27 protein-coding genes are annotated in these 26,124 nt (G+C 63.8%); 13 read left to right on the top strand and 14 right to left on the bottom strand.

From position 1 onward, the window contains the following. Nucleotides 1-107: 107 nt before the first annotated feature. Nucleotides 108-1,148, top strand: a complete 1,041-nt coding sequence (locus NKH30_RS22845; RefSeq protein WP_352465240.1) for a sulfate/molybdate ABC transporter ATP-binding protein — start codon at nucleotides 108-110, stop codon at nucleotides 1,146-1,148. Nucleotides 1,149-1,162: 14 nt separating this feature from the next. Here NKH30_RS22845 and NKH30_RS22840 read toward each other — a convergent pair whose 3' ends face one another. Beyond that, entirely contained in the window at nucleotides 1,163-1,561 is a 399-nt protein-coding gene (locus NKH30_RS22840; protein WP_502911506.1) for a type II toxin-antitoxin system VapC family toxin, read from the bottom strand. Next, nucleotides 1,561-1,833: an antitoxin gene (locus NKH30_RS22835; RefSeq protein WP_352997196.1), complete on the bottom strand. Its 273-nt coding sequence runs from the start codon at nucleotides 1,831-1,833 to the stop codon at nucleotides 1,561-1,563. The genes NKH30_RS22840 and NKH30_RS22835 overlap by 1 nt, the downstream gene beginning before the upstream one ends. A 284-nt stretch (nucleotides 1,834-2,117) precedes the next feature. Here NKH30_RS22835 and NKH30_RS22830 point away from each other — a divergent pair, with 284 nt between their 5' ends. Both NKH30_RS22830 and NKH30_RS22825 read left to right on the top strand, forming a co-directional pair. Further along, a complete protein-coding gene (locus NKH30_RS22830) occupies nucleotides 2,118-3,104 on the top strand; it encodes a sulfate ABC transporter substrate-binding protein (RefSeq protein WP_352473511.1) in 987 nt (328 codons plus the stop codon). Nucleotides 3,105-3,351: 247 nt separating this feature from the next. Further along, a complete protein-coding gene (locus NKH30_RS22825) occupies nucleotides 3,352-3,801 on the top strand; it encodes an RrF2 family transcriptional regulator (RefSeq protein ID WP_006202816.1) in 450 nt (149 codons plus the stop codon). On the opposite strand, the gene NKH30_RS22820 is transcribed toward NKH30_RS22825, so the two are convergent. The 7 genes from NKH30_RS22820 to NKH30_RS22790 all read right to left on the bottom strand — a co-directional run bounded on the left by NKH30_RS22820 (nucleotide 3,798) and on the right by NKH30_RS22790 (nucleotide 11,784). Continuing rightward, nucleotides 3,798-4,343, bottom strand: a complete 546-nt coding sequence (locus NKH30_RS22820) for a gluconokinase (protein ID WP_352997169.1) — start codon at nucleotides 4,341-4,343, stop codon at nucleotides 3,798-3,800. The genes NKH30_RS22825 and NKH30_RS22820 overlap by 4 nt on opposite strands. A 5-nt stretch (nucleotides 4,344-4,348) precedes the next feature. Beyond that, nucleotides 4,349-5,335 (bottom strand): ABC transporter permease, encoded by a 987-nt coding sequence (locus NKH30_RS22815; protein WP_352997167.1) that lies wholly within the window; start codon nucleotides 5,333-5,335, stop codon nucleotides 4,349-4,351. Beyond that, nucleotides 5,332-6,312 carry an ABC transporter permease gene (locus NKH30_RS22810; RefSeq protein WP_352997166.1) on the bottom strand — a complete coding sequence of 327 codons (981 nt, stop codon included), beginning with the start codon at nucleotides 6,310-6,312 and terminating at the stop codon, nucleotides 5,332-5,334. The genes NKH30_RS22815 and NKH30_RS22810 overlap by 4 nt, the downstream gene beginning before the upstream one ends. Further along, a complete protein-coding gene (locus NKH30_RS22805) occupies nucleotides 6,309-7,850 on the bottom strand; it encodes a sugar ABC transporter ATP-binding protein (protein ID WP_352997164.1) in 1,542 nt (513 codons plus the stop codon). The genes NKH30_RS22810 and NKH30_RS22805 overlap by 4 nt, the downstream gene beginning before the upstream one ends. Nucleotides 7,851-7,930: 80 nt before the next feature. After that, nucleotides 7,931-9,055, bottom strand: coding sequence for a sugar ABC transporter substrate-binding protein (locus NKH30_RS22800; protein WP_352473506.1), 1,125 nt, complete (start codon nucleotides 9,053-9,055; stop codon nucleotides 7,931-7,933). A 295-nt stretch (nucleotides 9,056-9,350) separates the two neighbouring features. Further along, the gene (gene gntR / locus NKH30_RS22795; protein ID WP_352571764.1) at nucleotides 9,351-10,379 is read right to left on the bottom strand and encodes an HTH-type transcriptional regulator GntR; all 1,029 of its coding nucleotides are present in this window, start codon (nucleotides 10,377-10,379) and stop codon (nucleotides 9,351-9,353) included. Nucleotides 10,380-10,551: 172 nt separating this feature from the next. Then, a complete protein-coding gene (locus NKH30_RS22790; protein ID WP_352997162.1) occupies nucleotides 10,552-11,784 on the bottom strand; it encodes an MFS transporter in 1,233 nt (410 codons plus the stop codon). A gap of 174 nt (nucleotides 11,785-11,958) precedes the next feature. On the opposite strand from NKH30_RS22790, the gene NKH30_RS22785 reads away from it, so the two are divergent. The 5 genes from NKH30_RS22785 (at nucleotide 11,959) to NKH30_RS22765 (ending at nucleotide 15,713) form a co-directional block, all read left to right on the top strand. Further along, entirely contained in the window at nucleotides 11,959-12,246 is a 288-nt protein-coding gene (locus tag NKH30_RS22785; protein ID WP_352473504.1) for a DUF3175 domain-containing protein, read from the top strand. A gap of 119 nt (nucleotides 12,247-12,365) precedes the next feature. After that, the gene (gene iolE / locus NKH30_RS22780; protein WP_352997160.1) at nucleotides 12,366-13,277 is read left to right on the top strand and encodes a myo-inosose-2 dehydratase; all 912 of its coding nucleotides are present in this window, start codon (nucleotides 12,366-12,368) and stop codon (nucleotides 13,275-13,277) included. Nucleotides 13,278-13,477: 200 nt separating this feature from the next. Beyond that, a complete protein-coding gene (locus NKH30_RS22775; protein ID WP_352453276.1) occupies nucleotides 13,478-13,684 on the top strand; it encodes a LacI family DNA-binding transcriptional regulator in 207 nt (68 codons plus the stop codon). Nucleotides 13,685-13,688: 4 nt separating this feature from the next. Further along, nucleotides 13,689-15,155 (top strand): rhizopine catabolism transcriptional regulator MocR, encoded by a 1,467-nt coding sequence (mocR, locus tag NKH30_RS22770; RefSeq protein WP_352774483.1) that lies wholly within the window; start codon nucleotides 13,689-13,691, stop codon nucleotides 15,153-15,155. A gap of 180 nt (nucleotides 15,156-15,335) precedes the next feature. Then, nucleotides 15,336-15,713, top strand: coding sequence for a GFA family protein (locus NKH30_RS22765; RefSeq protein ID WP_352997157.1), 378 nt, complete (start codon nucleotides 15,336-15,338; stop codon nucleotides 15,711-15,713). A 31-nt stretch (nucleotides 15,714-15,744) separates the two neighbouring features. Here NKH30_RS22765 and NKH30_RS22760 read toward each other — a convergent pair whose 3' ends face one another. Together NKH30_RS22760 and NKH30_RS22755 are read right to left on the bottom strand one after the other, a co-directional pair. Then, the gene (locus NKH30_RS22760; protein ID WP_352542451.1) at nucleotides 15,745-16,188 is read right to left on the bottom strand and encodes an SRPBCC family protein; all 444 of its coding nucleotides are present in this window, start codon (nucleotides 16,186-16,188) and stop codon (nucleotides 15,745-15,747) included. Between the two features lie 170 nt (nucleotides 16,189-16,358). Continuing rightward, entirely contained in the window at nucleotides 16,359-17,603 is a 1,245-nt protein-coding gene (locus NKH30_RS22755) for a DegT/DnrJ/EryC1/StrS family aminotransferase (protein WP_352997155.1), read from the bottom strand. Nucleotides 17,604-17,965: 362 nt separating this feature from the next. On the opposite strand from NKH30_RS22755, the gene NKH30_RS22750 reads away from it, so the two are divergent. The 5 genes from NKH30_RS22750 to NKH30_RS22730 all read left to right on the top strand — a co-directional run bounded on the left by NKH30_RS22750 (nucleotide 17,966) and on the right by NKH30_RS22730 (nucleotide 23,193). Beyond that, nucleotides 17,966-18,805 (top strand): polysaccharide deacetylase family protein, encoded by an 840-nt coding sequence (locus NKH30_RS22750; protein WP_352997153.1) that lies wholly within the window; start codon nucleotides 17,966-17,968, stop codon nucleotides 18,803-18,805. Nucleotides 18,806-19,006: 201 nt separating this feature from the next. Continuing rightward, a complete protein-coding gene (locus NKH30_RS22745) occupies nucleotides 19,007-19,975 on the top strand; it encodes a rhizopine catabolism ABC transporter substrate-binding protein (protein ID WP_023675817.1) in 969 nt (322 codons plus the stop codon). Between the two features lie 148 nt (nucleotides 19,976-20,123). Beyond that, a complete protein-coding gene (locus NKH30_RS22740; RefSeq protein WP_352997194.1) occupies nucleotides 20,124-21,239 on the top strand; it encodes an ABC transporter permease in 1,116 nt (371 codons plus the stop codon). A gap of 14 nt (nucleotides 21,240-21,253) precedes the next feature. Continuing rightward, complete coding sequence (locus tag NKH30_RS22735; RefSeq protein WP_352542462.1) at nucleotides 21,254-22,066, top strand: ATP-binding cassette domain-containing protein; 813 nt, start codon at nucleotides 21,254-21,256, stop codon at nucleotides 22,064-22,066. A gap of 32 nt (nucleotides 22,067-22,098) precedes the next feature. Then, the gene (locus NKH30_RS22730) at nucleotides 22,099-23,193 is read left to right on the top strand and encodes a Gfo/Idh/MocA family protein (RefSeq protein ID WP_352997151.1); all 1,095 of its coding nucleotides are present in this window, start codon (nucleotides 22,099-22,101) and stop codon (nucleotides 23,191-23,193) included. 12 nt (nucleotides 23,194-23,205) lie between these two features. Here NKH30_RS22730 and NKH30_RS22725 read toward each other — a convergent pair whose 3' ends face one another. Genes NKH30_RS22725 through NKH30_RS22715 form a run of 3 tightly spaced genes read right to left on the bottom strand, consistent with a single transcriptional unit; the run spans nucleotide 23,206 to nucleotide 26,063 of the window. Then, entirely contained in the window at nucleotides 23,206-24,075 is an 870-nt protein-coding gene (locus NKH30_RS22725) for a polysaccharide deacetylase family protein (RefSeq protein ID WP_352997149.1), read from the bottom strand. Nucleotides 24,076-24,105: 30 nt separating this feature from the next. Beyond that, nucleotides 24,106-24,957: an ATP-binding cassette domain-containing protein gene (locus NKH30_RS22720; protein WP_352542457.1), complete on the bottom strand. Its 852-nt coding sequence runs from the start codon at nucleotides 24,955-24,957 to the stop codon at nucleotides 24,106-24,108. Further along, nucleotides 24,954-26,063, bottom strand: a complete 1,110-nt coding sequence (locus tag NKH30_RS22715) for an ABC transporter permease (protein ID WP_352997147.1) — start codon at nucleotides 26,061-26,063, stop codon at nucleotides 24,954-24,956. The genes NKH30_RS22720 and NKH30_RS22715 overlap by 4 nt, the downstream gene beginning before the upstream one ends. Nucleotides 26,064-26,124: the final 61 nt, after the last annotated feature.

The following is a 26,124-nucleotide window of genomic DNA, read 5'->3' as shown; positions in this document are numbered from 1 at the left end:
GTAGCGGTTTTTGGACAACGACATGCATAAAACAAAGATTTGATGTCGCCCAAAAGTGGGAACCGGTTTTGGGATAACGGCATGCATCAACTACAAAAGGGATTTGCATGGAAGTTCGCGTTGCCAACGTGCGCAAGGAGTTTGAGCGGTTTCCGGCCCTCCACGACGTTTCGCTCGACATCAAGTCGGGAGAACTGATCGCCCTGCTGGGACCGTCCGGTTCCGGCAAGACGACGCTGCTCAGGCTGATTGCCGGATTGGAGCGGCCGACCCGCGGAAAGATCTTCTTCGGCGAAGAGGATGCCTCCCAAAAGTCGATTCAGGAGCGCAATGTCGGCTTCGTCTTCCAGCACTACGCGCTGTTTCGCCATATGACGGTCGCCGACAATATCGGCTTCGGACTCAAGGTCCGGCACGGGCCGTCACGCCCGTCGGCGAAGGAAATCCGACGCCGCGCCTCGGAACTCCTCAACCTCGTTCAGCTTTCCGGTCTGGAAAAACGCTATCCGGCACAGCTTTCGGGCGGCCAGCGCCAGCGCGTGGCGCTGGCCCGCGCCATGGCGATCGAACCGGCCGTGCTTCTGCTCGACGAGCCGTTCGGCGCGCTCGATGCGCAGGTGCGCCGCGAACTGCGCCGCTGGCTGCGCGACATCCACGACGCCACCGGTCACACCACGGTCTTCGTCACCCATGACCAGGAAGAGGCACTGGAGCTTGCCGACCGTGTCGTGGTGATGAGCCAGGGCCGCATCGAGCAGGTCGGCACCGCCGACGAGATCTACGACACGCCGAACTCTCCCTTCGTCTACGGCTTCATCGGCGAATCGAGTTCGCTTCCGGTCAAGGTCGAGGACGGTCAGGTCTGGATCGCCGACCGGCCGATCGGGCTTTCCGCGCCGCACGCACCGCAAGGCGAAGCGACGCTGTTCTTTCGCCCGCACGACGTCGATCTGGTGGAAGAATGCAACGGCTGCATCGCCGGCACGGTCGCCGCCAGCCGCCGCGTCGCCGGCACCAGGCGGGTCGAGCTCGAAATCGGCGGCGAACGTCAGCGGGTCGAGATCGAATTGCCCGTCGATCATCCGGCGGCGCAGAAAAGTCGCGTGGCTTTCAGGCCGCGGCGCTGGAAGCTTTTTCCGGCTGCTTGATCCTCTATCAGGCGCTACACCAGCCAGTTCTCGACCTTCAGGCCTTTGATCCGGTTGAACTCCCCGGTGTTGGCGGTCACCAGGGTAGTTCCAAGCGCACGGGCGTGGGCAGCAATAAAAAGGTCATTTTGGCCGATGGTCTGGCCCCTGCCTTCCAGTTCTGCGCGAATCGCGCCGTACTCGGCATCCACGGGCACATCGAGCGGCAAGACGGGAATCTCAGTCAGCAATTCCTCGACCTTCTTGTGCAACTTGGCTGATCTTTTCTTGACGCAGCCATATCGCAGTTCCGACGCGACGACGATGCTGGTACACACGGCGGCGTCTCCCACGCGCAGGACAGCGCTTGCGGCTTTCCCGGCCGGATTTCGGATCATGTCGCTGACAATGTTCGTGTCCAGCATGAACCGCATCAAAAAAATTCCTCGGATTTGACAGGTATATCCTCGACTTCGGGAAAGTCTTCCTCGGCACCGGGCGGCGGCTCTTTCGCCCATTGCGCGAGCAGTGCGGTGAGGCCAGGTTTGCGGACCGGCTCGATGATCAGGCGGTCGCCTTCACGGCTGATCAAGACCTTTTCGCCGGGAAGTTCGAACTCGACGGGAATGCGCACCGCCTGGCTGCGATTGTTACGAAACAGCTTCGCCTCCTTCGGCGGGGTTGTTGAATGGCGGTGTTGAGACATGACAACAGCTCCCTTGTATATACTATTTGTATATGCCAGACAGGGCGGCGATGCAATCGCCTTGCACCGCGTTGGCCGGCCGGGAACCATCGTGCACGCCGACGGCATCGGCGCCGCTGCCAAGCTGTCCTGAGACTCTGCCTGAAAGAAAAAACCAGAAATCGCCCACAGCGGGAATATTTCTTCTATCGACAACGTGGAGCGGCCGCTCTGCGTGCCTCGTCGCGCACGATGCCTTGCCGCTATGGTCCGGCATTAAGCTCATGGCATTGGAGCCTGTTTTCATGAAGCGATTTTTGCTTGGCATCGCCACGTTGGCCGGCCTCTTCCTCGCATCCTCCCAAGCCTGGTCGGCCGACAAATTGCTCAATGCTTCCTATGATGTCGGGCGCGAACTGTTTGCGCAGGTCAACAAGGCGTTCGTCGCCGGCCACCCCGGCGTCACCATCGATCAGTCGCATGCCGGAACCTCGGCACAAGCACGCGCCATCGCCGAAGGCCTCGGCGCCGACGTGGTCACGTTCAACCAGGTCATCGACATCGACTTCCTGGTCAAGAAGGGCCTCATCTCCGCCGACTGGCAGAAGGACTTTCCGGACAACGCCTCGCCTTTCTATTCGCTGCCCTCCTTCCTGGTGCGCGCCGGCAATCCGAAGCACATCAAGGATTGGAACGATCTCGTGCGCGACGACGTCCAGGTGATCTTCCCCAATCCGAAAACATCGGGCAATGCGCGCTACACCTATCTCGCGGCCACCGCCTACGCCAAGGAAGCCTTCAAGGGCGACGATGCCAAGGTGAAGGAGTTCGTGACAAAGCTGTTCAACAACGTGCCGGTGTTCGACAGCGGCGGGCGCGCCGCGACCACCACTTTCGTGCAGCGCGAAATCGGCGACGTACTCATCACCTTCGAGTCGGAAACGCGCGGCGTCCGCAAGGAGTATGGCGAGGACAAGTTCGAGCAGGTAACGCCTTCGGTCAGCCTGTTGGCGGAATTTCCGGTGGCGATCGTCGACACGGTTGCAGACGAGCATGGCACGCGCGATCTCGCCAAGACCTATCTCGACTTCCTCTATACACCGGAGGGCCAGGACATCGCCGCCCGCAACGGCCTGCGGGCCCGGGACGCGGCAGTCGCCGCCAAATATAAGGCTGAGTTTCCCGATGTCCGCCTGCTGACGGTGGAGGAGGTCTTCGGCGGCTGGGCCAAGGTCCAGGCCGAGCACTTTGCAGCGGGCGGCCTGCTCGACCAGACTTATGGCAGCCGCTGAGGCGATCTTCCAACTTTGACAGAAGCCGGCTTTGCCGGTTTCTTTGCTTTCGCGCCGCGAAAGGTGATTTCTGGCACTTTCCAGGCGCATTCCGTCCAAAACGTTACAAAGAATCAACGCGTTTGTGCCTACCGTGAGAACGGACGGCTTGTTTTCGCGAACGGCTTCGCGTGATCAAACCGTCATGATTTGCACACAAACAGCCGCCAGACGCAGGTGGTTGGGGCTTCATGGGTTGACTCGGGGCATGCTTACCAAAAAAGGCAAATACGGCCTCAAGGCCCTCGTGCATCTGTCGGGCCTGCCGGTCGGCCAGCTCGCATTCGTCAACGACATTGCGGTCGCCAATAACATCCCCAAGAAATTCCTGGATGCCATCCTGGGCGAGTTGCGTAACGCCGGCTTCGTCCAGAGCCGCAAGGGCAAGGAAGGCGGTTACCGCCTTGCCCGGCCGGCTTCCGAGATCAAGATCGGCCATGTCGTGCGTGTCCTCGACGGGCCGCTGGCGCCGATCCCCTGCGCCAGCCGCACGCAATACCAGCGCTGCGAGGATTGCGACGAGGCGACCTGCCAGGTCCGGCACATGATGCTGGAGGTCCGGCAGGCGATCGCCGAGGTGCTGGACAACCGCAGCCTCGCGGCCATGCGCGACGCCGACAATGACGATTTCCCGGTCGAACTGACGTCGCAAATCTAGCGCGCGAGCAGGCTCAAGGCGGTCGCGACGGTGTCGGCGACCGGACGCGTGCCATCCAGGGTCATTGCCGCCTCGTCCGCCGCTGGCGCCTCAAGCGTGGCGAACTGGCTGTCGACCAGGCTTGCCGGCATGAAATGACCCTTGCGATTGCCGACGCGCTGTTTTGCTGTTGCCGGGTCGATCTCCAGGTAAACGAAAACGATATCCGGGCAAAAGCCGCGCAGGCGATCGCGGTAGCTGCGCTTCAGCGCCGAGCAGGCGGCGACCACACCTTGCCCGCTTGCGACCGACGCGGCCATCCGCTGGCCGATCGCGTCGAGCCAGCCTTCGCGCAGCGCGTCGGTGAGCGGCTGGCCGCTCGCCATGCGTGCGACGTTTTCGGGCGGATGCAGCCTGTCGCCTTCGATAAAGACGGCGCCCAATGCCGCTGCAAGCGCTTCGCCGACAACCGACTTGCCGCAGCCGGCAACCCCCATCACCACGATGGCGGGTATCGTTCGAACAGTGCTCGGCGGCTTATATGCCACGTCTTTGCCGGTCATGCAGGTCAGCGGCTTGCCGGCGCGCGGCCATAGAGCAGCAGCATGGCGACGATGACGACGCCGTAGATAATCTGCCGTCCCGCCTCCGGCATCTGCATGACAGAGAGAATGGACTGCAGAAGCGTGATCAGGATTACCCCGGCGACTGTGCCGAGATAGGAGCCGCGCCCACCGAGGATCGACGTGCCGCCGAGCACAACCGCGGCGATCGACGGCAGCAGATAGGCGTCGCCCATCGACTGTGCCGCCTTGGAGGCATAGCCGGCCAACAGCACGCCGCCGAAGGCGGAGAGCCCGCCCGAAACCGCAAAGGCGATCATCACCACGCGCCGCGTGTCGATACCGGAAAGATAGGCGGCACGCTCGCGATTGCCGATGCCGTAAACGGTGCGGCCGAAGCCGGTGCGGGTCAGCACGAACACCATTGCGGCGCCGATCAGCGCCCAGATGAGGACGGCGTTGGGCACGGCAGGAACGGCAAAGCCGGTCGCCAGATAGCGCATCGCACCGGTCGCCGAATCCTGCGGCGAGAAACCGCCCGTATAGACCACCATCAGCCCCTGCGCGACGGCGTTGGTGGCAAGCGTGATGATCATCGAGGGAATGCGCAGATAGGCGACGCCGATGCCGTTGACGATGCCGATCAGAACACCGCAGAAGATGCCGAACGGAATGGCAAGCGCCACGCCGACCGGGCCGTATGCGGCCGCGGCACAGGCCATCATCGCGCCGGCCGCCACCGACCAGGGCACCGACAGGTCGATCTGGCCGAGCAGGATGACCAGCATCATGCCGGTCGCGATGACGCCGAGAAACGACGCCACCTTGAGCTGCTGCAAAAGGTATTCAGGCGACAGGAAGCTGCGCGAATAGAGGCTGCCGAGGAACAGCAGCAGCACGATACAGGCGAACGCCGTCAGCACCGCCCGGTCGGCGCGGCGGAGGAATTTCGGCATGCGGCCGGCGAGACCACTCACAGTCGTTTCGCTCACAGGAACCACTCCAGCCGGTTGCGGACCCGAAACAGGGCGAAGGCGCCGAGGCTGACCGCGATCAGCAGAATGACGCCCTGGAACAGGGGCTGCCAGAGCGGATCGAAATCGAAGACGAACAGCAGGTCGCCGATGGTGCGGAAGGCAAGCGCGCCGAAGATCGCGCCGATGGCGCTGCCCTTGCCGCCGAACAGCGACACGCCGCCAAGCACGACCGCGGCAATCGAAAACAGCGTATAGGCGTTGCCGCTGGCATAGGCCGCATCACCGGTATAGGTGAAGAACGTCAGGAACAGCCCGCCGATCGCGGTAAGCAGACCGGCAAGCGCATAGGCGGCGAACTTTCCACGCCGGATCGGCACGCCGGACATGTAGGCCGCCATCTCCGAGGAGCCGGCCGCATAAGCGGCGCGGCCGAGCACCGACCGGCTGAACGGCACCCAGACAACGAGCACGACCGCCAGCAGCGCCACCAGGCTCGCCGGCACGATACCAAACAGGCGCCCGGTCAGCGCGTCGGCGAGCCCCTCATTGACCGAGCCGCCCGGAAACGGCCGAAGCAGCAGCGCGATGCCGAAATAGACCGCACCGGTGGCGATGGTGGCGACGATCGGCTGCAGGCGTCCATAGATGACGATGGCGCCGTTGATTGCCCCGCACAGCAGCCCGGTGCCGAGCACGGCGATGACGCCGACGGCGGTCTCGATGCCGGTGCCGACGACCAGCCACGACGCCAGGCAGTTGGTCAGGGTGAAGATCATCCCGACCGAAAGATCGATTCCGGCGGTGATCACCACCAGCGTCTGCGCCATGGCGACGAAGGCGAGCAGCACACCCTTGTTCGAGGCCGTTTGTACGACATTGGCGGTGAAGCCCGCCGGATGGTTCGAGGTGTAGATGACGAACATGACGACGAAGATGCCGAACGCCAGCAGCGTTCCGCGCTGTTCGGCAAGCCAGTAGCGCCAATCCTTCACGCGTCCGCTCCTTGCTTTGGCATCTCTTCGTGAATGTTGAGCGCGCTGGCGATCAAGGCCCGCTCGGTGATTTCGGCGCCGACCAGTTCGCGCTTGACCGCGCCGTCATAGAGCACCAGCACGCGGTCGCAGCAGCCGATCAGCTCGTCATAGTCGGTCGAATAGAAGAGGATCGCCGCACCCTGGTCGGCAAGCTTGCGCATCAACTGGTAAAGCTCCTGCTTGGTGCCGACATCGATGCCGCGCGTCGGATCGTTGAGCAGGATGATGCGCGGCTGCCGCATCAGCCATTTGGCGATGACGACCTTCTGCTGGTTGCCACCGGATAGCGCGCCGACCGGAATGTCGAGGCCGGCGGTCTTGATCGCTAGGAGACCCACCATATCGTCGATCAGCCGCTGCTCGGCGGCGCGATCGATGATGCCGGCCCTGGACAGCCGGTCGAGGGCAGCGAATGAGAGGTTTTCGCGCACCGTCATCGGCAGCATCAGCCCCTCGGTCTTGCGGTCCTCCGGGATCAGCGCCATGCCGATCCGGTCATCGCGCGCCGCGGCCGGGCTGGCGATCGCCACCGGCCTGCCGTCGATCAGGATCTGGCCCGACAGGCCACGCAGCACACCGAAGAAGGCGAGCAGCAATTCGCGCTGGCCTTGGCCGTCGAGGCCGCCAAGCCCGACCACCTCGCCCGCCCCGACCGATAGCGAGACATCGTGCAGCCGATCCGTCCAGGACAGGCTGCGCGCCTCCAGAACCGGCGTGGCTGCGGCAGCCGCCCGCGCGGGCTTGGGCGGAAAGATGTGGCTGTATTCGCGCCCGATCATCAGTTCGACGACCTCGTTGTCGCTTTTTGTACCGGCCGCGTAGCTGGCGACATTGCGGCCATTGCGGAACACCGTGCACTGGTCGGCCAGCTCGGCGATCTCGTTCATGCGGTGCGATATATAGAGCAGCGCCAGCCCTTCCGAACGCAGCCGCTTCAACACGGCGAAAACTCTGGCGACGTCGGCCGCGGTCAGCGCCGAGGTCGCCTCGTCGAGGATCAGGATGCGTGGCTTGCGCGCCAGTGCCTTGGCGATCTCGACCATCTGCCTTCTTGAAAGGGGAAGATCCTTGACCAGCGCCAGCGGATGGATATGGGAAGCGCCGGCGCGAGCCAGGGCTTCTTCGGCGATGCGGCGCTGCGCCTTGCGGTCGATCATGCCGAAACGCTTCGGCGGATCGGAAATGACGATGTTGTCGGCAACGCTGAGTTCGGGGACGAGCGACAGTTCCTGGAAGATGCAGACGATGCCGGCCTGGTTGGCAGCGGCCGGCGAAGCGAAGGTAACTTCGCTTCCGTCCAGCATCATGCGGCCCTCGTCGGGCGCGACGACCCCCGCCATTACCTTGATCAGCGTCGATTTGCCGGCGCCGTTCTCGCCGAGAATGGCGTGGATGCTGCCTGGAGTGACCGACAGTTCGGCCTTCTCCAGCGCGCGCACGCCGCCATAGCGCTTGGATATGCCTTCCATGCGGAAGAGCGGAACCGCACCGTCCATCGGCCCTCTCCAGGCGCTTGGCAATCAGGATGTCGAGCGCCGACGCCGCGGGATCTCCCGCGGCGTCGGGCTGTCGGAGTTTACTGGTTTTCCTTGCTCTGGCCCATGATTTCCTGCGCCGTGAAATTGATGCCGCAGGTCGGGAAGGAATTGCCGACGAAGAAATTGTCGGATTGGTCGGGGAAGTAGTCCTGGCCTGCCTTGAAGTTCGGATCCTCGACGATCGCCAGCGGCAGCTTGACCGCTTGCGGCACGACCTGGCCTTCAAGTGCTGCAATCGCCGTCTTGATGGCAACCGCGACCTGCGCCGGGCCGGTGCCGGCCGACGAGCATTTCAGGCCGTCAGCGGCGAACTTGGCGCAGAATTTGCGGAAGCCGTTCTCCGTCTCGCCACCGAACGGCACGAACGGATGCTTGGCATCGATCATCGCCTGCACGATGCCCGTATCGCCGCCCTGTCCGGTAATGCCGTCGAAGGGGCCGTTGGTGGCAATGGCATCGGCCGTAGCCTTTTGCGCAACGCCGTCATCCCACTTGCCGACGACCTCGGTGACATCCCATTTCTTGCCGGAAGCGTCGAGAACCTCGTGGATGCCGTTATGGCGGTCGGTATCGACGGATGTGCCGGCGACGCCGCGCACTTCCAGCACCTTGCCGCCGTTCGGCACGTGCTTGACCAGCCAGTTGCCCCACAATTCGCCAAGGCCTTTCTGGTCGACATTGACGTTGATGGCATCCTTGGTGTCGAGGATGTTGTCGAAGGCGACCAGCACCACGCCGGCTTCCTTGGCCCGTTTGATGACAGGACCGAATGCGGTCGGGTTCTGGGCGTTGACGACAATCGCGTCATAGCCGGAATCGATGAAATTGTTGATCGCCGAAATCTGCGCCGGCACGTCTTCGCCGGTCGAGACCACCTTGAATTCCTTGAGCTTGGCCGCGACGTCCGGCTGCGCTGCATAGGCCTTTGCCGTCTGCACCATCTGGATGCGCCATGTGTTGGCGATATAGCCGTTGGCCAGAGCGATGCGGTACGGGCCGTCTTTCTTGGGGAACTTGAAGAACTGCGTATCGGCCGACCAGGGCGCGAAGCAGTCAGGCTCGGCCGATGGCCCCTTGACGATTTCAGGATCGGCGATCGCCGACGAGCTCAGCATGACGAAAGCAGTGGCGGCAACGATACCGCCAACGAGTGACTTGATCATCGATATTCCTCCCAGTTGCAGTTTTGTTTGTTGTTACGCCGATGAATTTGCGCTTTTCCGGCCCGGCACCTCCCGCCGTACCCGTCGCGCGTTCAGGTGGCCGAATGCCGACCCGATCCCCTCCTTTGCTGCCCGGCTAGTCCCGCAAAAACTATCATATTATACATAATAAACAAGCATGAGCTGTCGCTTATGTATAATAAACAGCCCCCATCCTCTGAGCGAAGTACCGCCCGGCGATAACTGGTAGCGCTACCATGACGTAGTGTAAAGCGCCATTGCGTTGAAGCGCGCTTCAGCGTGCCGTGCTTTCACGCCGCTTGAGTTCGAAGCCGAGGTCGACGACCCGCTGTTCCGGCCTGTTGCCTTCGATCGCCGCAAGCGCCATGGCGACCGCCCGCCGGCCGATCTCGTAGCGATACGTCCGAACGCTGGTGACCGACGGAAAAGCCACCTCCATCATGTCGAGATCGTTGAAGCCGACGATGCCGATCGTCTTCGGTACGGCGATCGAAGCGCGGTGGCATTCGAACAGCACCCCGAGTGCTATATCGTCATTGTTGCAGAACACGCCGTCGAGGCTCGGCACCTTGGCCAGCGCGTCGCGGAACAATTCGCGGCCGAGGGTGACGCTGGAGGGCACCGGCGTGGTGGTGGTGAGCCTCGGATCGAACAGGCCGGCCGCCTCCATCGCCGCGCGATAGCCGGCAAGCCGCCGCTGCGAACGCGGATCCATGCGCGCACCGATGAAGCCGATCCGGCGATAGCCTGCCTCGATCAGATGTTCCGCAGCCGCCTTGCCGCCCTCGAAATGTGAGAAACCGACCATCATGTCGACCGGATCGGGCCCGGTCTCCATCACCTGCACCACCGGACAGCCTGCCGTTTCCAGCAGTTTTCGCGAGGCCGGCGTCTGGTCGATGCCGGCCACGATCAGCGCCGCCGGGCGTTGCGGGCCAAACACCTGCAGCAGCCGCTCTTCCTCGAGGCCGGAATAGTGGGTGTTGCCGAGCTGAATCCGGAAAGGGCCGTCCGACAGGCTGTCGTAGATGCCGCGCACCACTTCGGCAAAGACGTTGTTGGTAAGCGACGGCACCAGAACGCCAAAGACCTCGGCGCGCGCCGAAGCCAGCGCCCGCGCATTCGGGTCGGGCACATAGCCGAGCTCGTTCACGGCCGACTCGATCTGGCGGCGCAGATCTTCCGAGACACGCCCCGGCTCACGCAGGGCGCGCGATACGGTAATGGCGCCGACGCCGGCCTTGCGGGCGACGTCGGCGATGGTCGGGCGGCCGCCGCCGCGGCGCGAGCGCGGCTTGATCACCGTACTGGTCCCGAAGCCGGGCAACCGCCCAGACGCGACCGTGAGACGATGTTCAGGGTCTTTGCCACCGCTGCCTTGCCAACCTGGCCCGTTGCCACACCTTGTCTGGCGTCGCGCAGCCTTCGGCTATTGTCAAGCGACGGCGGAGAGACTGTATCCGTACCGCTGTGCTTCAGGCCGCCACAGCAGCGCTGCGCCGGGCCTTCCACAGCAGCAGCACCATGGCCAAAATATTCAGCAGGTTCCAGGCAATGCCGTTGAGGAACGCGGCGGCATAAGAGCCGGTCAGATCGTAGATCCAGCCCGACATCCAGCCGCCGATCGCCATGCCGAAGATGGTCGCCATCATGACGATGCCGACGCGCTGGCCAGCCTCCTTGGCTGGCATATATTCGCGCACGATGATCGCATAACAGGGCACGATGCCGCCTTGCGACAGGCCGAAGACCAGCGAGACGACATAAAGCGAGGCAAGCCCGTCGAACGGGATATAGAACAACAGCGACAGGCATTGCAGCACCGAGCCGATCAGCAGGGTTTTCACGCCGCCGATGCGATCGGCAAGGAAACCCGAGCCAAGCCGGCTGACGACGCCCGCCGCCAGCATGATCGACAGCATATCGGCGCCATGCGCTACGCCGTAGCCGAGATCCATGCAATAGGCGACGATATGGACTTGCGGCATCGACATCGCCACGCAGCAGCCGAGCCCGGCGACGATGAGCAGCGCCTGCAAGGCCGCCGGCGACAGTGAGATCGGCTGCACCACGCGGCTCCCCGGCGATCCCGGAGCCGCCTGGGGCGGTGCGCCGCGCCGGAGCAGCAGGATCAGCGGCACCATGGTGACCAGGCAGACGGCGCCGATCGCGGCATAGGTGAAGCGCCAGCCTTGCGCCTGCATGACATAGGGCATCGCCGTCGGCCAGATCGCTCCGGCGAGATAGTTGCCGGATGCGGCAGCAGTCACCGCGACGCCGCGGCGCCGGTTGAACCAGTGCGAGATGTCGGCGATCAGCGGCCCGAAGATCGCCGACGAGCCAACGCCGATCAACAGGCCCTGGACGAGGGTGAACTGCAGGATCGAACTGGTCAGCGACGCCAGCAGGAAGCCGGCGCCAAGTGTAATCGCGGCAATCAGCGCCGGGATCCAATACCCCATGCGGTCGATGGCGCGGCCGAACAGCACATTGCCGGCGGCAAAGCCGACCATGGTCGCGGTGTAGGGCATCGAGGCAGCGGCGCGGTCGACGCCGAATTCTGCCTGCACGGCAGGCAGCACCACGACCACCGCCCACATGCCGACCCCGCCGATCGTTGCCAGCAGCATCGAGATGCCCAGCCGTATCCAGGCATAGGCACTGTCGATGCCGGAACTTCCTGCCTGGCTTGAGACGATTGGGATCAAGAGCGTTTCCTGTCCGCAGTTCTTGAATCGGCGGTTCTGACCACTATCGGCGCATTCGCATCGCCGAGCAGCGCCACGACAGGCAAATCCGTGGCTCCAGGGATTCGGGCCGAAGTGGAACAGGGGTGCGCCATAAGGCGTTTTCCGGCAACGACCTAGTGGAAGGAGTTTGCCATGACCGCGCAACGGAAATGGTCCGCCGACGTCACCGGGCACAGCGACGCGCTGGACCTCGAGGAACACATCTTCGAATCCCACGATCCCAAGAAGATCGCCGCCTCGTTGAAGCGCTCGGCCGAGCACAGCGACCGGCGCAAGGCAGGGCCGTTTCAATCCGCCATGTCGATGCTGAATTTCTACATCAACCGCGCCGGCAAGAACCTGCCGGCGGCGCAGAAGAAAGTGCTGGAGGACGCAAAGGACGAACTGCGCGCCCTTTTTGGCCGCCCAAAGGAAGACTAGAATCGGTCACCATTAATTGGTTCTGCCAGATTCGGCTGAACTGGACCTAGTGACAGGGCCTCTTTGTCGCCAGTTTGCAGGCTCGGCTTGTATTCCCAAGCCCGCAAAAGCCTGGCGTCATGACGGTCAAGATCGGCATCAATCCCATCACCTGGAGCAATGACGACGTTCCGGCGCTTGGCGGGGATACGTCCTTGGACACCTGCCTGTCGGAAACCGCGCTGGCCGGCTACCGCGGCACCGAACTCGGCGGCAAATTTCCGCGCCAGGCCGAAGTGCTTGGGCCGCTCCTGTCTTCCTATGGCCTGGAACTCGTCTCCGGCTGGTATGATGGCCGCATTCTCGACCGCACGGTCGACGAGGAATTCGCGGCGATCACCCCACATCTTCAGCTGTTGCGCGACCTTGGCGCCAGGATCGTCGTCTACGCCGACACCTCGCGCGGTCGCCATGACGGCATTTTCGCACCGATCTCCGAGCGTCCGCGCCTCGCCGACGGCGACTGGCCGTCCTATGGCGAGAAACTGACCGCCCTCGCCGACCGCATGGCCGCATTCGGGGTCGGCATGGCCTTCCACCACCACATGGGCACCATCGTCGAGACGGACGATGAAGTCGACAGGCTGATGGCGGCGACGGGCCGAAGCGTCGGCCTTTTGTTCGATACCGGCCACTGCCTGTTTTCGGGCGGCGACCCGCAATCGCTGCTGCAACGGCATCTCGACCGTATCGTGCATTTCCATTGCAAGGACGTTCGCAGGGCGGTGCTGGAACGGGCACGCCGCGAGGACATGAGCTTCATGGCGGCGGTAATGGACGGCATTTTTACCGTGCCCGGCGACGGCTCGGTCGATTTCCTGTCATTGCTGAAACCCCTCGCCGCGCGCGGCTATGAAGGCTGGCTCGTTGTCGAAGCCGAGCAGGATCCGGCCAAGGCGCATCCGCTGACCTATGCCAGCAAGGGCTATTTCTCGCTGCTCGCCACCGCCCGCGAGGCCGGCTTCGAAGTGGCGACGCGGCAGGCAAACTGACCGGCCCGCATTTGCGAGCCGGGGGACACGATGAGCGCGCGCCGCGATGGGGTTAGCGACGCGAAAGCGCCCGGCGATCCGCGCCGCCTTGCTCCCTGCGCGGCGCGGATCGCAGAATCCCGGCTCTGGATTGCAAACCCCGACTTTCAAGCTTGAGGCCGACCGGAAGCCGTGCCTTGATGCAACCGAGGAGGAGCGATATGGCTTTCGAAGCTGCGCTTGGCATGGAACGGCTTTGCACCATCCGCGAGATTGCCGAGAAGGCGGAACTTGGCGCCGCTACCGTGCATCGCGCGCTGAAGAACAGCCGCGAGATCCGTCCCGAAACCAGGCGGCTGGTGCTCGACACCGTCTGCCGGCTCAACGAGGAAAAGATCGCCCGCGCCGCCCGGTTCGTCGGGGGATAGTGCCTTGCCCGACCACATGCGCCTTTCCCTCGACATCATGTCGGTCGACCGCGCTTCGGAAGAACCGATGCATCGTCAGATCTACGGCGCCTTGCGACGCTTCATTCTTGACGGCCAGATCCCGCAGAACACGCTGCTGCCGTCGACGCGCTCGCTGGCCGAAGATCTGAAGGTCGGGCGCAACACGGTCATCGCCGCCTATGACCAGCTCCTTGCCGAAGGTTTTATCGAGGCGCGTGCCGGATCGGGCACCTGGGTGGCGCCGATCCAGCAGAACCGCCCCTTGGCATCCCTGCGCGCCGGACTGGCAGCGCCGCAAAAGCTGTCGCGGCGCGGTCAGACCATCGTCAACGGCCCGCAACCGCCGCGTAATGCCGGCGTCATCAATTTCCATCCCGGCGTGCCTGAAACGGCATCGTTTCCGTTCACCATCTGGTCAAGCCTTCTGGTGCGCAATGCACGCAGCCGCGACGATAGTCTGCTTGGTTATCTCTCCTTTGCCGGTCACCCCGGCCTGCGCCAGGCCATTGCCTCGACCATCGGCCTGTCGCGCGGCATCAGTTGCACCGCCGACCAGGTGATCATCGTCACCGGTGCGCAGGCAGCGCTTGATCTGGTCTCGCGCGTGCTGATGGACGAAGGCGACCATGTCTGGATGGAAGAGCCCGGCTATCTCGGCGCCAAAAGCGCCTTTCTCGCCAGCGGCGCCAAGCTGGCACCGTTGAAGGTCGACCGGCGCGGCTGGCATCTTGCCGATCCGGAGCTGCCGCCGCCGCGGCTGATCTATGTGACACCATCCTGCCAATGGCCGTTCGGCACAATCATGCGTATCGAGGAGCGATTGCAGTTGCTCGACATCGCGGAACGCAACGGCGCCTGGATCGTCGAGGATGACTATGATGGCGAATACCGGTTCCGCGGCCGGCCGGTGCCGGCCCTGCGCGGGCTCGACCATGCCGACCGCGTCGTCTATATCGGCAGCTTCGGCAAGACGCTGATTCCGGCGCTGCGCATCGGTTATCTGATCGTGCCGCGCGAATTGTCGGTTCCGTTCGACCGGGCGGTGAGCATCACCGGCCAGTTCGCGCCGCTGATCCTGCAGGCAACGGTCAACGACTTCATCATGCAGGGCTATTTCGCCACGCATCTCAAGCGCATGCGCCGGCTCTATGCGCGCCGGCAGGCGAACTTCGTCAAGCTGTGCCAGGAGCATCTGGCCGAATGGCTGACCGTGACGGAAAACGATTCCGGCATGCAGCTGCTGGCGAGCTTCGTCAGGCCCTATAAGGACAGCGACGTGGTCGCCGCCGCCCTCAAGGAGGGGCTCGACGTTCAGGGCATCTCCATCAACTACCACTCTACTGAACCCGAGCACGGCCTGCTGCTCGGCTACGCGGCAATGGACGAACGTCAGATCCTGCGCGCCGTGCTGGCGCTGCGCGCCGCGTTCCTAAGATTGGATAGAAGCTAGAGCCGGCTCTCCATCTCGTTCACCGCGGGTTGAATCGGTCGTCCGCAGTGATTAGGAATATGGGACGTCGGTCCTTGTTTTTCGGCGTCCGCGCAAAGCGCGCTTCCCAAGGCCGAACCTCCCCGAAAACCAGAAGCATGCCCACCGCCGGTATAGGCGGGCAACGCATTCATCTGAACCATGAGGATTGCCATGAGAACCGCATCCTGTGCCTGCGGGCAACTGAGGATCTCCTGTAACGGAGAGCCACAGCTGGTCGCACAGTGCCACTGCCTCGACTGCCAGAAACGGACCGGCAGCACATACGGCGTCGCCGCCTTCTTTGCGCGCGACAAGGTAGAAGCCAGAGGCGACGCCAGGACCTACAGGCGGTCAGCTCGGAGCGGCCACCACGTCACTTTCCATTTCTGCCCGGGCTGCGGCTCGAGCGTCTTCTGGGAGCCCGAGCAAAAGCCTGAATGGATCGCCGTCGCAGTCGGCTGCTTCGCCGATCCGGCCTTTCCGGCGCCAGCGCATGTTGGGTGGGAAGACCGGCGTCATCCCTGGGTTTCCGGTTAGCGACGCCAACCCGCCAGGGCAGCGCTTTACCTTACTGGTTGATCTCGGGTTCAACGAGCTTCGCCAGATTTCGCAGCGACTCCTGCCAGCCGAGATAGCAGGCCTCAACCGGGATGGCGTCTGGGATACCTGCCTGCGTGATATTCACTTCGGTGCCGACCGACACTTTCTTCAATGTCACGGTCACCTCGATCTCGCCGGCCAGGTTGGGGTCGTCGAACCGGTCGGTGTAACGCAGTCGCTCATTGGGCACGAGCTCGACATATTCGCCGCCGAACGAGTGGCTGTCGCCGGTGGTGAAGTTGCGGAAGGACATTTTGAACGCACCGCCGACTTTCGCCTCGAAGTGATGAACCGTGCAGGTGAAGCCGTTCGGCGGAAGCCATTTCGCAAGTGCATCCGCTTCAAGGAACGCGCGGTAGACTTTCTCCGGGCTGGTTGTCAGAACGCGGTGCAGCCGTACGGTGCCGGGCATATCGTTAATCCTCCGTGTTGGTGATCGATGCCCCCTAGGACGAGCGGAGCGCGGCCTGTCCGACACGGGCCTGCGGATTTTTTTGGCGGCCGGTTATGCCGGCCGGAATCCTCGGCCGGCCACCGGACAAGGAACTCGACCGCAGGGGAGCAAACCGCGCCGGAACTGGTCTAGTTCACACTGTCGAACTTCTGCAGGTCAACCGGTGCCGCCTTGCGCAATTCGATATCATCGAGCGAAGCATTCTCCAGCGCCACCCGCGCCGCCGCGTCGATGTTGTGGATCATGTCCTGAATGTCGGTATCGCTGTGCGCCGGGTTCATGGCGACCATCACGGTGCGGTTGAGGATGTCGAGCGAGCGCTTGCCGAGGTCGTCGGAATAATCCAGCCGCAGGCCCTGGTTCTCGGGCAGTGCGTAAGGATTGAGCGCCGGATGATGCGCGCCTTCATGCATCAGCACCTGGTCCCACTGGGTGAAATTGTGACGGCCGGTCTTGCCGGCAACGACGCTCGGAATGGTCTTCGAAAAAGTCTGCGCCGCCTGCTCGCTCGGCAGCAGGTACATCACCTGTGCGGCACAATCGTCGTCCGCGCTGTTCATCGGCGACGGCGTCAGCCCAAGATTGCTAAGGTGGTGGGTACCGGCCAGCACCGTCTTCTTCTCGGCTCGCATCGCCTCGATGATGCCGTCCAGCCGGTCGAGTTGGACGTTGAGCATCGCCCCCATCAGTTCGGAAGCACGCGCGCCGATGCCGGCGAAGGGTTTGATGCTGTCGCTTCTGCCCTGCCAGTAGAAATGGCAAGGGTCGATTGCGCAGCGCGCCCGTTCCGCCACTTTCGGGTCGCTGGTGGCGATACCGCCGCCCTCGCCCGAGGTCATGTTCTTGAAGTAGTTGAAGGAATAGGCGCCGGCATGGCCGATCGAGCCGAGCTTGCGGCCCTCATAGCCGCCGCCGATGCCTTGGCAGACATCCTCCAGCACCAGCAAGCCGCGCTTGGCAGCAATGTCCATGATCGCATTCATGTTGCAGGCCGCACCCCACATATGCACCGGGATGACCGCCCTGGTGCGCGGCCCGATGGCATCGCGCAGGGCGATGGGATCGATGGTCAGGCTCTCGTCGATGTCGACGATGACGGGAATGGCCCCGACCGACAGCACCGCGGTCGCGGTCGCCATATAGGTGTGCGCGGGCACCAGCACTTCGTCCCCCGGGCCGATGCCGAGGCCGATCAGGCCGGCGGCGAGCCCATAGGTGCCGCTGGCGGCCAGCGCGAAATGCTCGACGCCAAGATGCTGCGCATAGCGGGCCTCGAAACGGTCGCATTCGCTGTCCCTGCCGTAACGAAACAGCGCGCCCGAGCGGATCACCCTGGCAATGGCTTCGATTTCCTCTTCGCCGGCGGTGTACATGACAGGCCTCCAGTCACTTGATAGTGTGGGTCACTTGATAATGTGGTCGCTTGATGGTGTGGACAGCTGTAGGCTTGTCGGCACGGTTTGAAAGAACCACTCCGCCGCTATTCGACCAAGCCATCTGCGCCCGGAAGACGGTTCCTATGACTGGTTTTGAACCGTGATTGGGGGAATCGGCAGCTAAGTGTCTCAGCCGGCAGGCAAATCGTACCCATCCGAATTCGCCAAAGTGGCCCTGTCGGAAAGGCAGGTTTCGGCGTTCCATTCCGGCCAGTTGGGCAAACGGTTGGTTCCATGAAATACGGGACACACTTTGGAAGACCCTCGAAACCGGCGTGCCGGCGGAAAGGCGGCCGTTCGTGAAGGCCGCCGGCTCCAGCAAACGGATCGTGCTCCACGAGGACGATGTCGGCATGTGCCACGGCGCCAACAGCGCCTTCCTCGAATTGAGCGGGCTGGGTGTCTGCAGTTCCGGCGCGGTGATGGTGCCGTGCCCGTGGTTCCTCGAAATGGCCGAAAGCGCCGCCGCCAACCCTGCCCTCGACCTTGGCGTCCACCTGACGCTGAACAGCGAGAAGCAGCACTACAAATGGCGGCCGTTGACCGCGCCGTCGCGGGCGGCCGGCTTGACCGACGAGTTCGGCTTCTTCTGGCCCGATGTGGCGACCACGCGCCGCAAGGCGGTGCCGCAGGCGGTCGAGGCCGAGCTTCGCGCCCAGATCGACACCGCCTATCGCGCCGGCATCGACGTCACCCACCTCGACGCGCATATGGGAGCGGCATTGTCGCCGGAATTCTGCGCTATCTACATCAAGCTCGGGCTCGAATATCAGCTGCCGGTGCTGCTGACCAAGACGCTGTCCGCCTATTCCCCCAACGACAATCTGGTCGGCGTCACCGAGGAGGCGTTCCAGCGCGGCGTGGCGCTGGCCCGTGCGGGCGGCTTTGCCATTTTCGACGCCGCCATCCAGACGACCTGGGGCCGGCCGCGCTCCAGGCCGATCGAGCCGGCTTACCAGGCGCTCATCGACGGCGTGCGCGAGGGCCTGACCTTCTTTTGCCTGCATTGCAACGCGCCCGGTGAACTCGAGCTGATCGAGCCGCGCTCCGCCTATATCCGCACCGAAGAGTACGAGCTGTTCCGCGACAGGGCTTTCGCGACTGGCTCGCCGCACAGCCGATCGACTTCATCGGCATGAAGCCGTTGCGCGAGGAGCTTCGCGCAGCGCTCTCGGCCGGGCGATCATCAACAACAGCCCGCGGCAACACCGTGGGCGAACAGCGATCGGCGTCGGCAAAGGCCCGCAAAGCGGCCACCCGATCCGCAACGTGAGCCGATCGTCGCGGCCGGAAAACGGCGCCAGAGGGATTGGAACTGCAACGACAAATGGGAGAATAAGATGAAAACTCTTCTGAAAGTGGCATTGGGCGCCTTCGTTTCGGCGGGCCTGATGACGGGTATCGCGCATGCCGCGGGCCTGAAGGATCCGAAGGACGTCCGCATCACCTTCGTAGTGCATGGGTCGGCGTCCGATCCCTATTGGTCGGTGGTCAAGCGCGGCGTCGATGACGCGGCCGCCCTTACCGGTGCCAAGGTCGAATATTACGCGCCGCAGGTCTTCGACGTGGTCGAGCAGGCCCGGCTTCTCGACGCCGCTATCGCCACCAAGCCGGACGGTATCGCCGTCTCCATCGCCGACGCCAATGCGCTCGGCAAATCGGTCAAATCCGGGCTTGCCGCCAATATTCCCATGGTGGTTCTGGATTCCGGCGAAAAGGAAGGCGCCGAGCTCGGCACGACGCTCTATGTCGGCACCGTTTCCGAATATGATTCCGGCAAGAAGGCCGGCGAGCGGCTGGCCAAGGAAGGCACGCTCAAGGTCGTCTGCATCAACCACGAGGTCGGCAATGTCAGCCTCGACCAGCGCTGCCAGGGCCTCAATGACGGGCTGAAGCCCTCCGGCGGCGGCACCGAGGTTCTGGCCGTGGCGCCCGATCCCGCAGACATCCAGCGCCGCACGGAAGCCTATCTGTCCGCGCATCCCGACACGCAGGCCGTCTTTGCGCTCGGCGCCACCGCCGCCAACCCGCTGATCCCGATGTTCCGCGACAAGGAACTGTTCGGCAAGCTCAAGCTCTACACATTCGACATCAGCCCGGAGGTCCTCGACTCTGTCGTCGCCGGCGAAATGGGCTTCGGCATGGATGCCCAGCAATATCTGATGGGCTATCTGCCGGTGATCTATCTGGTCGAGCAGGCGACGCACGGCTTCTGGCCGCAGAACAACGCCTATACCGGACCGCTGTTCATCGACTCGCCGGAAAAAGCCAAGGCGATCCTGGCGCTCGCCAAAGAGGGCATCCGCTAGGCAAGCGCTCCGACGGAACGGGAGAATGCGCCAAGCGCACTCCCGATCCGTTCGAAGATTGCGAATTGAGCGATTGGAGAGCCTAATGGCGGTCGTGGAAGACAAGGCTATATCTCCGGGCGAACTGAAGGCGACCGACCGCTTCGGCATGACGTCGAAGCGCGCCGTCGGCGCCGACGAGCGGCTGGCCAGCACCGGCAAGCTGACCCAGTGGCTGCGCCGGCCGGAAGCCGGTGCCGCCGGTGGGCTGCTTGCGACGATCATCATCTTTGCGCTGCTGCCGGGCGCGGCAAACCTCTATTCGCTGCAGGGATCGATGACATTCCTGACGCTGTCGGCGGAGCTCGGCATCGTCGCCACCGCGGCAGCACTCCTCATCATCGCCGGCGAGTTCGATCTTTCGGTCGGCTCCATGGTCGGCTTTGCCGGTGTCGTCATCGGGCTGACGGTGAAGTACTGGGGCCTGCCGCTATGGGGCGGCATCGCCTGTGCCTTCGCCGTTGCCATCCTCACCGGCTATCTCAACGGACTGATCGTGGTGAAGACGCGCCTGCCCTCCTTCATCGTCACGCTCGCCACCCTCTATATCCTGCGCGGACTGTCGATCGGCATCACCCGCGCCGTCACCGGCCGCACCCAGATCCCCTACATACTCGAAGGCGCACCGGATCCGGCGACGGCCGGCATTTTCAACGGCCATCTGCTCACCGGCCTGTTCCACTGGATGGGCGCTCAAGGCTGGATAGCCACCCGCAGCGACGGCATTCCCTTCGTCGCCGGCATTCCGATGTCGATCGTCTGGTGGCTCGGCCTGACGGCGCTGGCCGGCTACGTGCTTACCCAGACGAAATACGGCAACTGGATCTTCGCCACCGGCGGCGACCTGATCGCAGCCCGCAACGTCGGCGTGCCGGTCGATCGCGTCAAGATCAGCCTGTTCGTCTACACCGCCTGCGCGGCGACGCTGCTTGCCACCATCCAGGTGATGGAGGCGGGCTCCGCCGACACCACGCGCGGCCTGCTCAAGGAATTCGAGGCGATCATCGCCGCCGTCATCGGCGGCGTGCTCCTCACCGGCGGCTACGGCACCGTCTATGGCGTGCTGTTCGGCGCGCTGATCTTCGGGCTGGTGCAGATGGGCATCTTCTACACCGGCATCGACACCGACTGGTTCAAGGTCTTCCTCGGCATCGTCATCCTGATGGCCGTGCTGGTCAACAACTACATCAGGCTGAAGGCGCTCGGCCGCGGAGGTGGCAAATGACCGAGAGGGCCCAAATGACCGAACCGGCAATGGAACTGCGCGGCGTCAGCGTCAATTTCGGCTCGGTGCGCGCCCTCCAGGACATCGACATCAAGGTCTATCCGGGCGAGGTCCACTGCCTGCTCGGCGACAACGGCGCCGGCAAGTCGACGCTGATCAAGGTCCTGTCCGGCGTCTATCGGCCGAGCAAGGGCGAAATCCTGGTCGACGGCAAGCTGGTCACCTTCCGCAGCCCGCGCGACGCGCAGGAGCTCGGCGTGGCAACGGTGTTCCAGGACCTCGGCATGATCTCGCTGATGTCGATCACCCGCAACTTCTTCCTCGGCCGCGAGCCGACCAAAAGCAGCCTGCCCTTCTCGCGCATCGACAAGGAGCGCGCCAACACCATTGCCAGGCAGGCGATGGCCGATATCGGCATTGACGTGCGCGATCCGACGCAGGCCGTCGGCACGCTGTCGGGCGGCGAGCGCCAGTCGGTGGCGATCGCCCGCGCCGTGCATTTTGGCGCGCGCGTGCTGATCCTCGACGAGCCGACTTCCGCGCTCGGCGTCCACCAGGCGGCGATGGTGCTGAAGTTCATCATCGAAGCACGCATGCGGGGTTTGGCCGTGATCTTCATCAGCCATAACATCCACCATGCCTATCCGGTCGGCGACACCTTCACGCTGCTCAACCGCGGCCGCAATCGCGGCACCTATGCCAAGTCCGAGATTTCGCGCGACGAGGTCATCTCGATCATGTCGGGCGGCGAGGACCTGAAGGCGGTCGAGGCGGAGATTGCCGGCCTGCTCGCCCAGATCGGCAACCGGCCGCCTGCGGCGCCTTGAGCTGACAATCGGACATTGCGGGGAATGATCCAATGAGCAGGATACGCGTCGGGGTCGTCGGCGCCGGCATGATCTCGCAGGTCGAGCATATCCCCAATCTGCTGCGCCTCGGTGAATTGTTCGAGCTGGTCGGGGTCGCCGATCCCTCGAGGATTTCGCGGCAGTTCGTCACCGACACCCATGGCATTGCCAATTTCGAAACGATCGACCAGCTCTTCGACCAGCGCCTCGACGCGGTGGTGATCGGCTCGCCGGACCCGCTGCATCACGAACAGGTGCTGGCGGCGCTGGCGCGCGGCCTGCATGTCTTTTGCGAAAAACCACTCTGCTATTCGCTGGCGGAAATCGCCGGGATCATCGCCGCGCGCGACGCCGCCAGGAAAATCGTTCAGGTCGGCTATATGAAGCGCTTCGACCCGAGCTACCGGCTGGCGCTCGCTTCGCTGCCTGGAACATCGAGCACGCTGCGCGCGGTCTCGGTGGAGGTAAACGATCCCGACGCCTGGCCGTTCATCGCCCATCAGCCCTACAGGCGCGGTACCGATATCCCACAAGACATGGTCGCCGCTGTCGCAGCCAAGCAGAAGCGCCAGGTCGAAGAGGCCGTCGGCGTGCATCTGACCGATCTCGCTTTCCGTGGATTTACCGGCGCTTACAGCTCGGCCTTGATTCACGATGTCAATGCCGTCCATGGCCTGCTCGATGCGCTCGGCGTGCCGGACGGCGAGGTCGCCGGCGCGCAGATCTTTGCCAATGGCGACGGCGGCCACGGCGCCTTCAGGCTGCTGGACGGGCAGGCACTGTGGACCATGACGCATCTCACCGTGCCCAAGCTCGCCGACTACAAGGAGCGGATCACGCTGTTCTTCGACGATGCCAGCCTCGAGCTCGAATTCCCCTCGCCCTGGCTCAACCATCATCCGACCCGGCTGACGGTGACGACCTCGGACGGTCACACGCTGTCGAAGAAAGATTTGCGGGCCGGTTACGCCGAAGCCTTCGTCGAGGAGATGCGTGGCTTCTGGGCGGCGATCGTCAATGGCGATGCCGTCGTCAACCCGCCCGAACACGCCGCCCGCGACCAGGCGCTGCTGATCGGGCTGACCCGGCGGCATCTGGCCTCATAAGATCGTCGGCTTTCAGATCTTGGCGGCGCGCAGTTCATCACGCATGCCGCGCATGCCGATCACTTCGATGTCGAACTCGCTGATCCACGCCTTGACGCGCGCCGTCTTGAACAACGCGTATTCCTCGGTCCGCAGATGGGCATCCGGAGGATTGATCGCCTCGAAATCGCCTACCGTGTTGAAATGCAGCGACAGGAAACTCAACCCCTCCGGGATTCTGGCAAACATCGCGTGGTAGGCCGTCTGCGCATCCGTCTTGCGCGCCCAGGGCGTTTCCAGAACGATGTCGAACACCGGTTCGCCTGCCGCTTGCGCCTTTACGATTTCGGCATCGTAGCGGGCAATGTCCAGCTCACCGGCATAGCTCGCCGGGTTGTAGCCCGACAGGTCCTTCACCAGCAGCGCCGGCAGCCGGTATTCCCGGCCGAGCTTGCGATAGATGGCGATGAATTCCGGCATCTGCGCCGTGCCCATGTGAGCGTCGAGATGGGTGATGTCGATGCCGGCAGCGATGGCGCATTCGATCTGCGCACGCAGTTCCGCTTCCACCGCATCGGGATGGGCTTTGCGCGCCTGCGGTACGGTCGGCCAGAAATAGCCGAACTCGTCAGTCATCGCAGCCGATTTGGGCGGGTTGGTCAGCGGACGCCAGCGATACGGCTTCTGCTCGCTGGTCAGCGTCAAGTGTACGCCGAGGTCGAAATCGGGGTTGGCGACGGCGATCTGAGCGGCTTCCGGGAACCACGGGCATGGCGCCATCACCGAACCGGAACTGCATGTGCCGAACTTCGACGGTTCGAAAAACGCGACATTTGCGCCATGGCTCATGCCGACGTCGTCCTCGTGGATGACGACACGCTTCCTTGCGGTCTTTACGGTCATTTCCTGCTCCTGAACTGCTGCATTGTCATCTCACCCGACACGGGCAACGAGGTCGGTCAATTCGTCGAGCTCGATCTCGTCACGCCGGAACCGGCCCGCCACGCGCCCCTGCGCCAGAACCACCAGATCGTCGGCCACCGAGAGCGCGTGACGGAAATTGTGGGTGATCAGGATGACCGCCTGGCCCTGCTCGCGTGCCCTGAGAATGTGCTCGAGCACCCGGCCTGCCTGACGCACGGCCAGAGCCGACGTAGGCTCATCCAGCACAAGCAGCGACGATCCGAAGAACATGGCTCTTGCGATTGCCAGGGACTGGCGTTCGCCGCCGGAGATGTTGACGCCGCGTTCGTCCAGGCCGCGTTCCCAGCGCACCCCGAGCTGATGCAGCGCCGAGCGCGCCATGTCGTCGGCGCGTTTCATGTCGAGCCATTTGAACGGTCCGAAACCTTTCAGCGGTTCGCGGCCGAGCACGACATTGCGTGTGACCGACAGCAATTCGCAGACGGCAAGGTCCTGGAACACCGTGGCAATGCCGCGTTCGCGCGCCTGAGCCGGGTTGGCGAAAGCCACCTTCTCGCCGTTGAAGCGCAATTCTCCCCTGTCCGGCGGGAAGACGCCGGACAGGATCTTGATCAAGGTCGATTTGCCGGCGCCGTTGTCGCCGAGCAGCGCCAGGATGCGTCCGGCATAGGCGCTTAGCGACACGTCGACCAGCGCGGTGGTGGCGCCGAACCCTTTCGACAGGTTGACAGCCTCGATCACCGGCACCGCGCCGGCAGCGACCGGCTCGACCGGAGGGCGGCGAAGGGTCAGGTCGTCGGAGCCGCTGCCGGCCGGCAGCCGGGCCCCGCGCTGGGCATCCAGGCCAGACGGCTCGCTCATCGCGTCTTCTCCTTCGCCGCCGTTGCCGCGTTGCCGGCAATCGCCGCGTCGGCAGCACTGCTGTCGCGCTTGAAGCCGCCCATCGGCCTGGATTTGGCGATGCGGCGCGCCACCGAGGTATTGAGGATGACCGCGCCGACGACAATGACGCCGGTGAGCGTGCGGAAGAAATGGCCGGGAGCGCCTGCCAGCACCAGGCCGACCTGGATCATGCCGAAGGTGACGGCTCCGAGAATGGTGCCGATGACGCTGCCGTAGCCGCCGGCCAGCAGCGTCCCGCCGATAACGGTAACGGCTACCGCCTGCAGTTCGATGCCCTCGCCGCGCAATGCGTCGACGGAGGAAAAGCGGGCAACCTGGATGACGCCGGCGATGGCTGCCAGCGCCGATGTGATCATGAACAGGACGACGGTGACGCGGTCCACCGGTACGCCGAGATTGCGCGCCGCCTGTTCGTTCTGGCCACGTGCCTGGATCCAGTTGCCGAACCTGGTGCGCGCCAGCAGGAAGGTGCCTGCCAGCCCGATTGCCAGGAACCACAGCATCGACATACGAAAGCCGGCAAGCAGCGGACCCGCCATTATGGCCTTGAACCCAGGCGGAATGGCGACCGTCATCGGAAAGCCGCCGGTCAGCGCGATCAGTATGCCGCGCCAGATCAGCATGGTGCCGAGCGTCACGACGAAGGAATGGATGCGGAACCTGACCACGATCATGCCGTTGGCCCAGCCAAGCGCGGCTCCGACGGCCACCGCGACCGGCGCGGCGACGATCGGTGGCAGGCCGAAGTCGCGCATCAGCACCACGCAGACGAACGAGGTGAGACCGAGCACCGCGCCCACCGACAAGTCGAAGTGACCGCCGATCATCAGCAACGTGACGCCGACGCTGACGATACCGAGTTCGGCCGCGACGGCCATGATGCTGATGTAGGACAGCCTGGTGGGGAAAAGCTGCGGGCTGAGTGCGGTGAAGACCAGGAACAGGATGACGACGGCCGCGATCGACGTCGCCTCCGGCCGCAGCATCAGCCGTCTCAGCGCCTCGCCGGCGACCACACGGGAGAAAGGCTTGTTGGCCGCATTCGGCCCGGGCTGTTCGTTCATGCCGTCACCCCGATACAAGAGTGGCCACGAAGATGGCGAACGGGCGGCTTGGCCGCCCGTC

Source organism: Mesorhizobium sp. M1273 (assembly GCF_040318195.1).
Classification (GTDB): domain Bacteria; phylum Pseudomonadota; class Alphaproteobacteria; order Rhizobiales; family Rhizobiaceae; genus Mesorhizobium.
The sequence above is the reverse complement of the archived record's forward strand: the minus strand, read 5'-3'. Positions and strand labels throughout refer to the sequence as shown.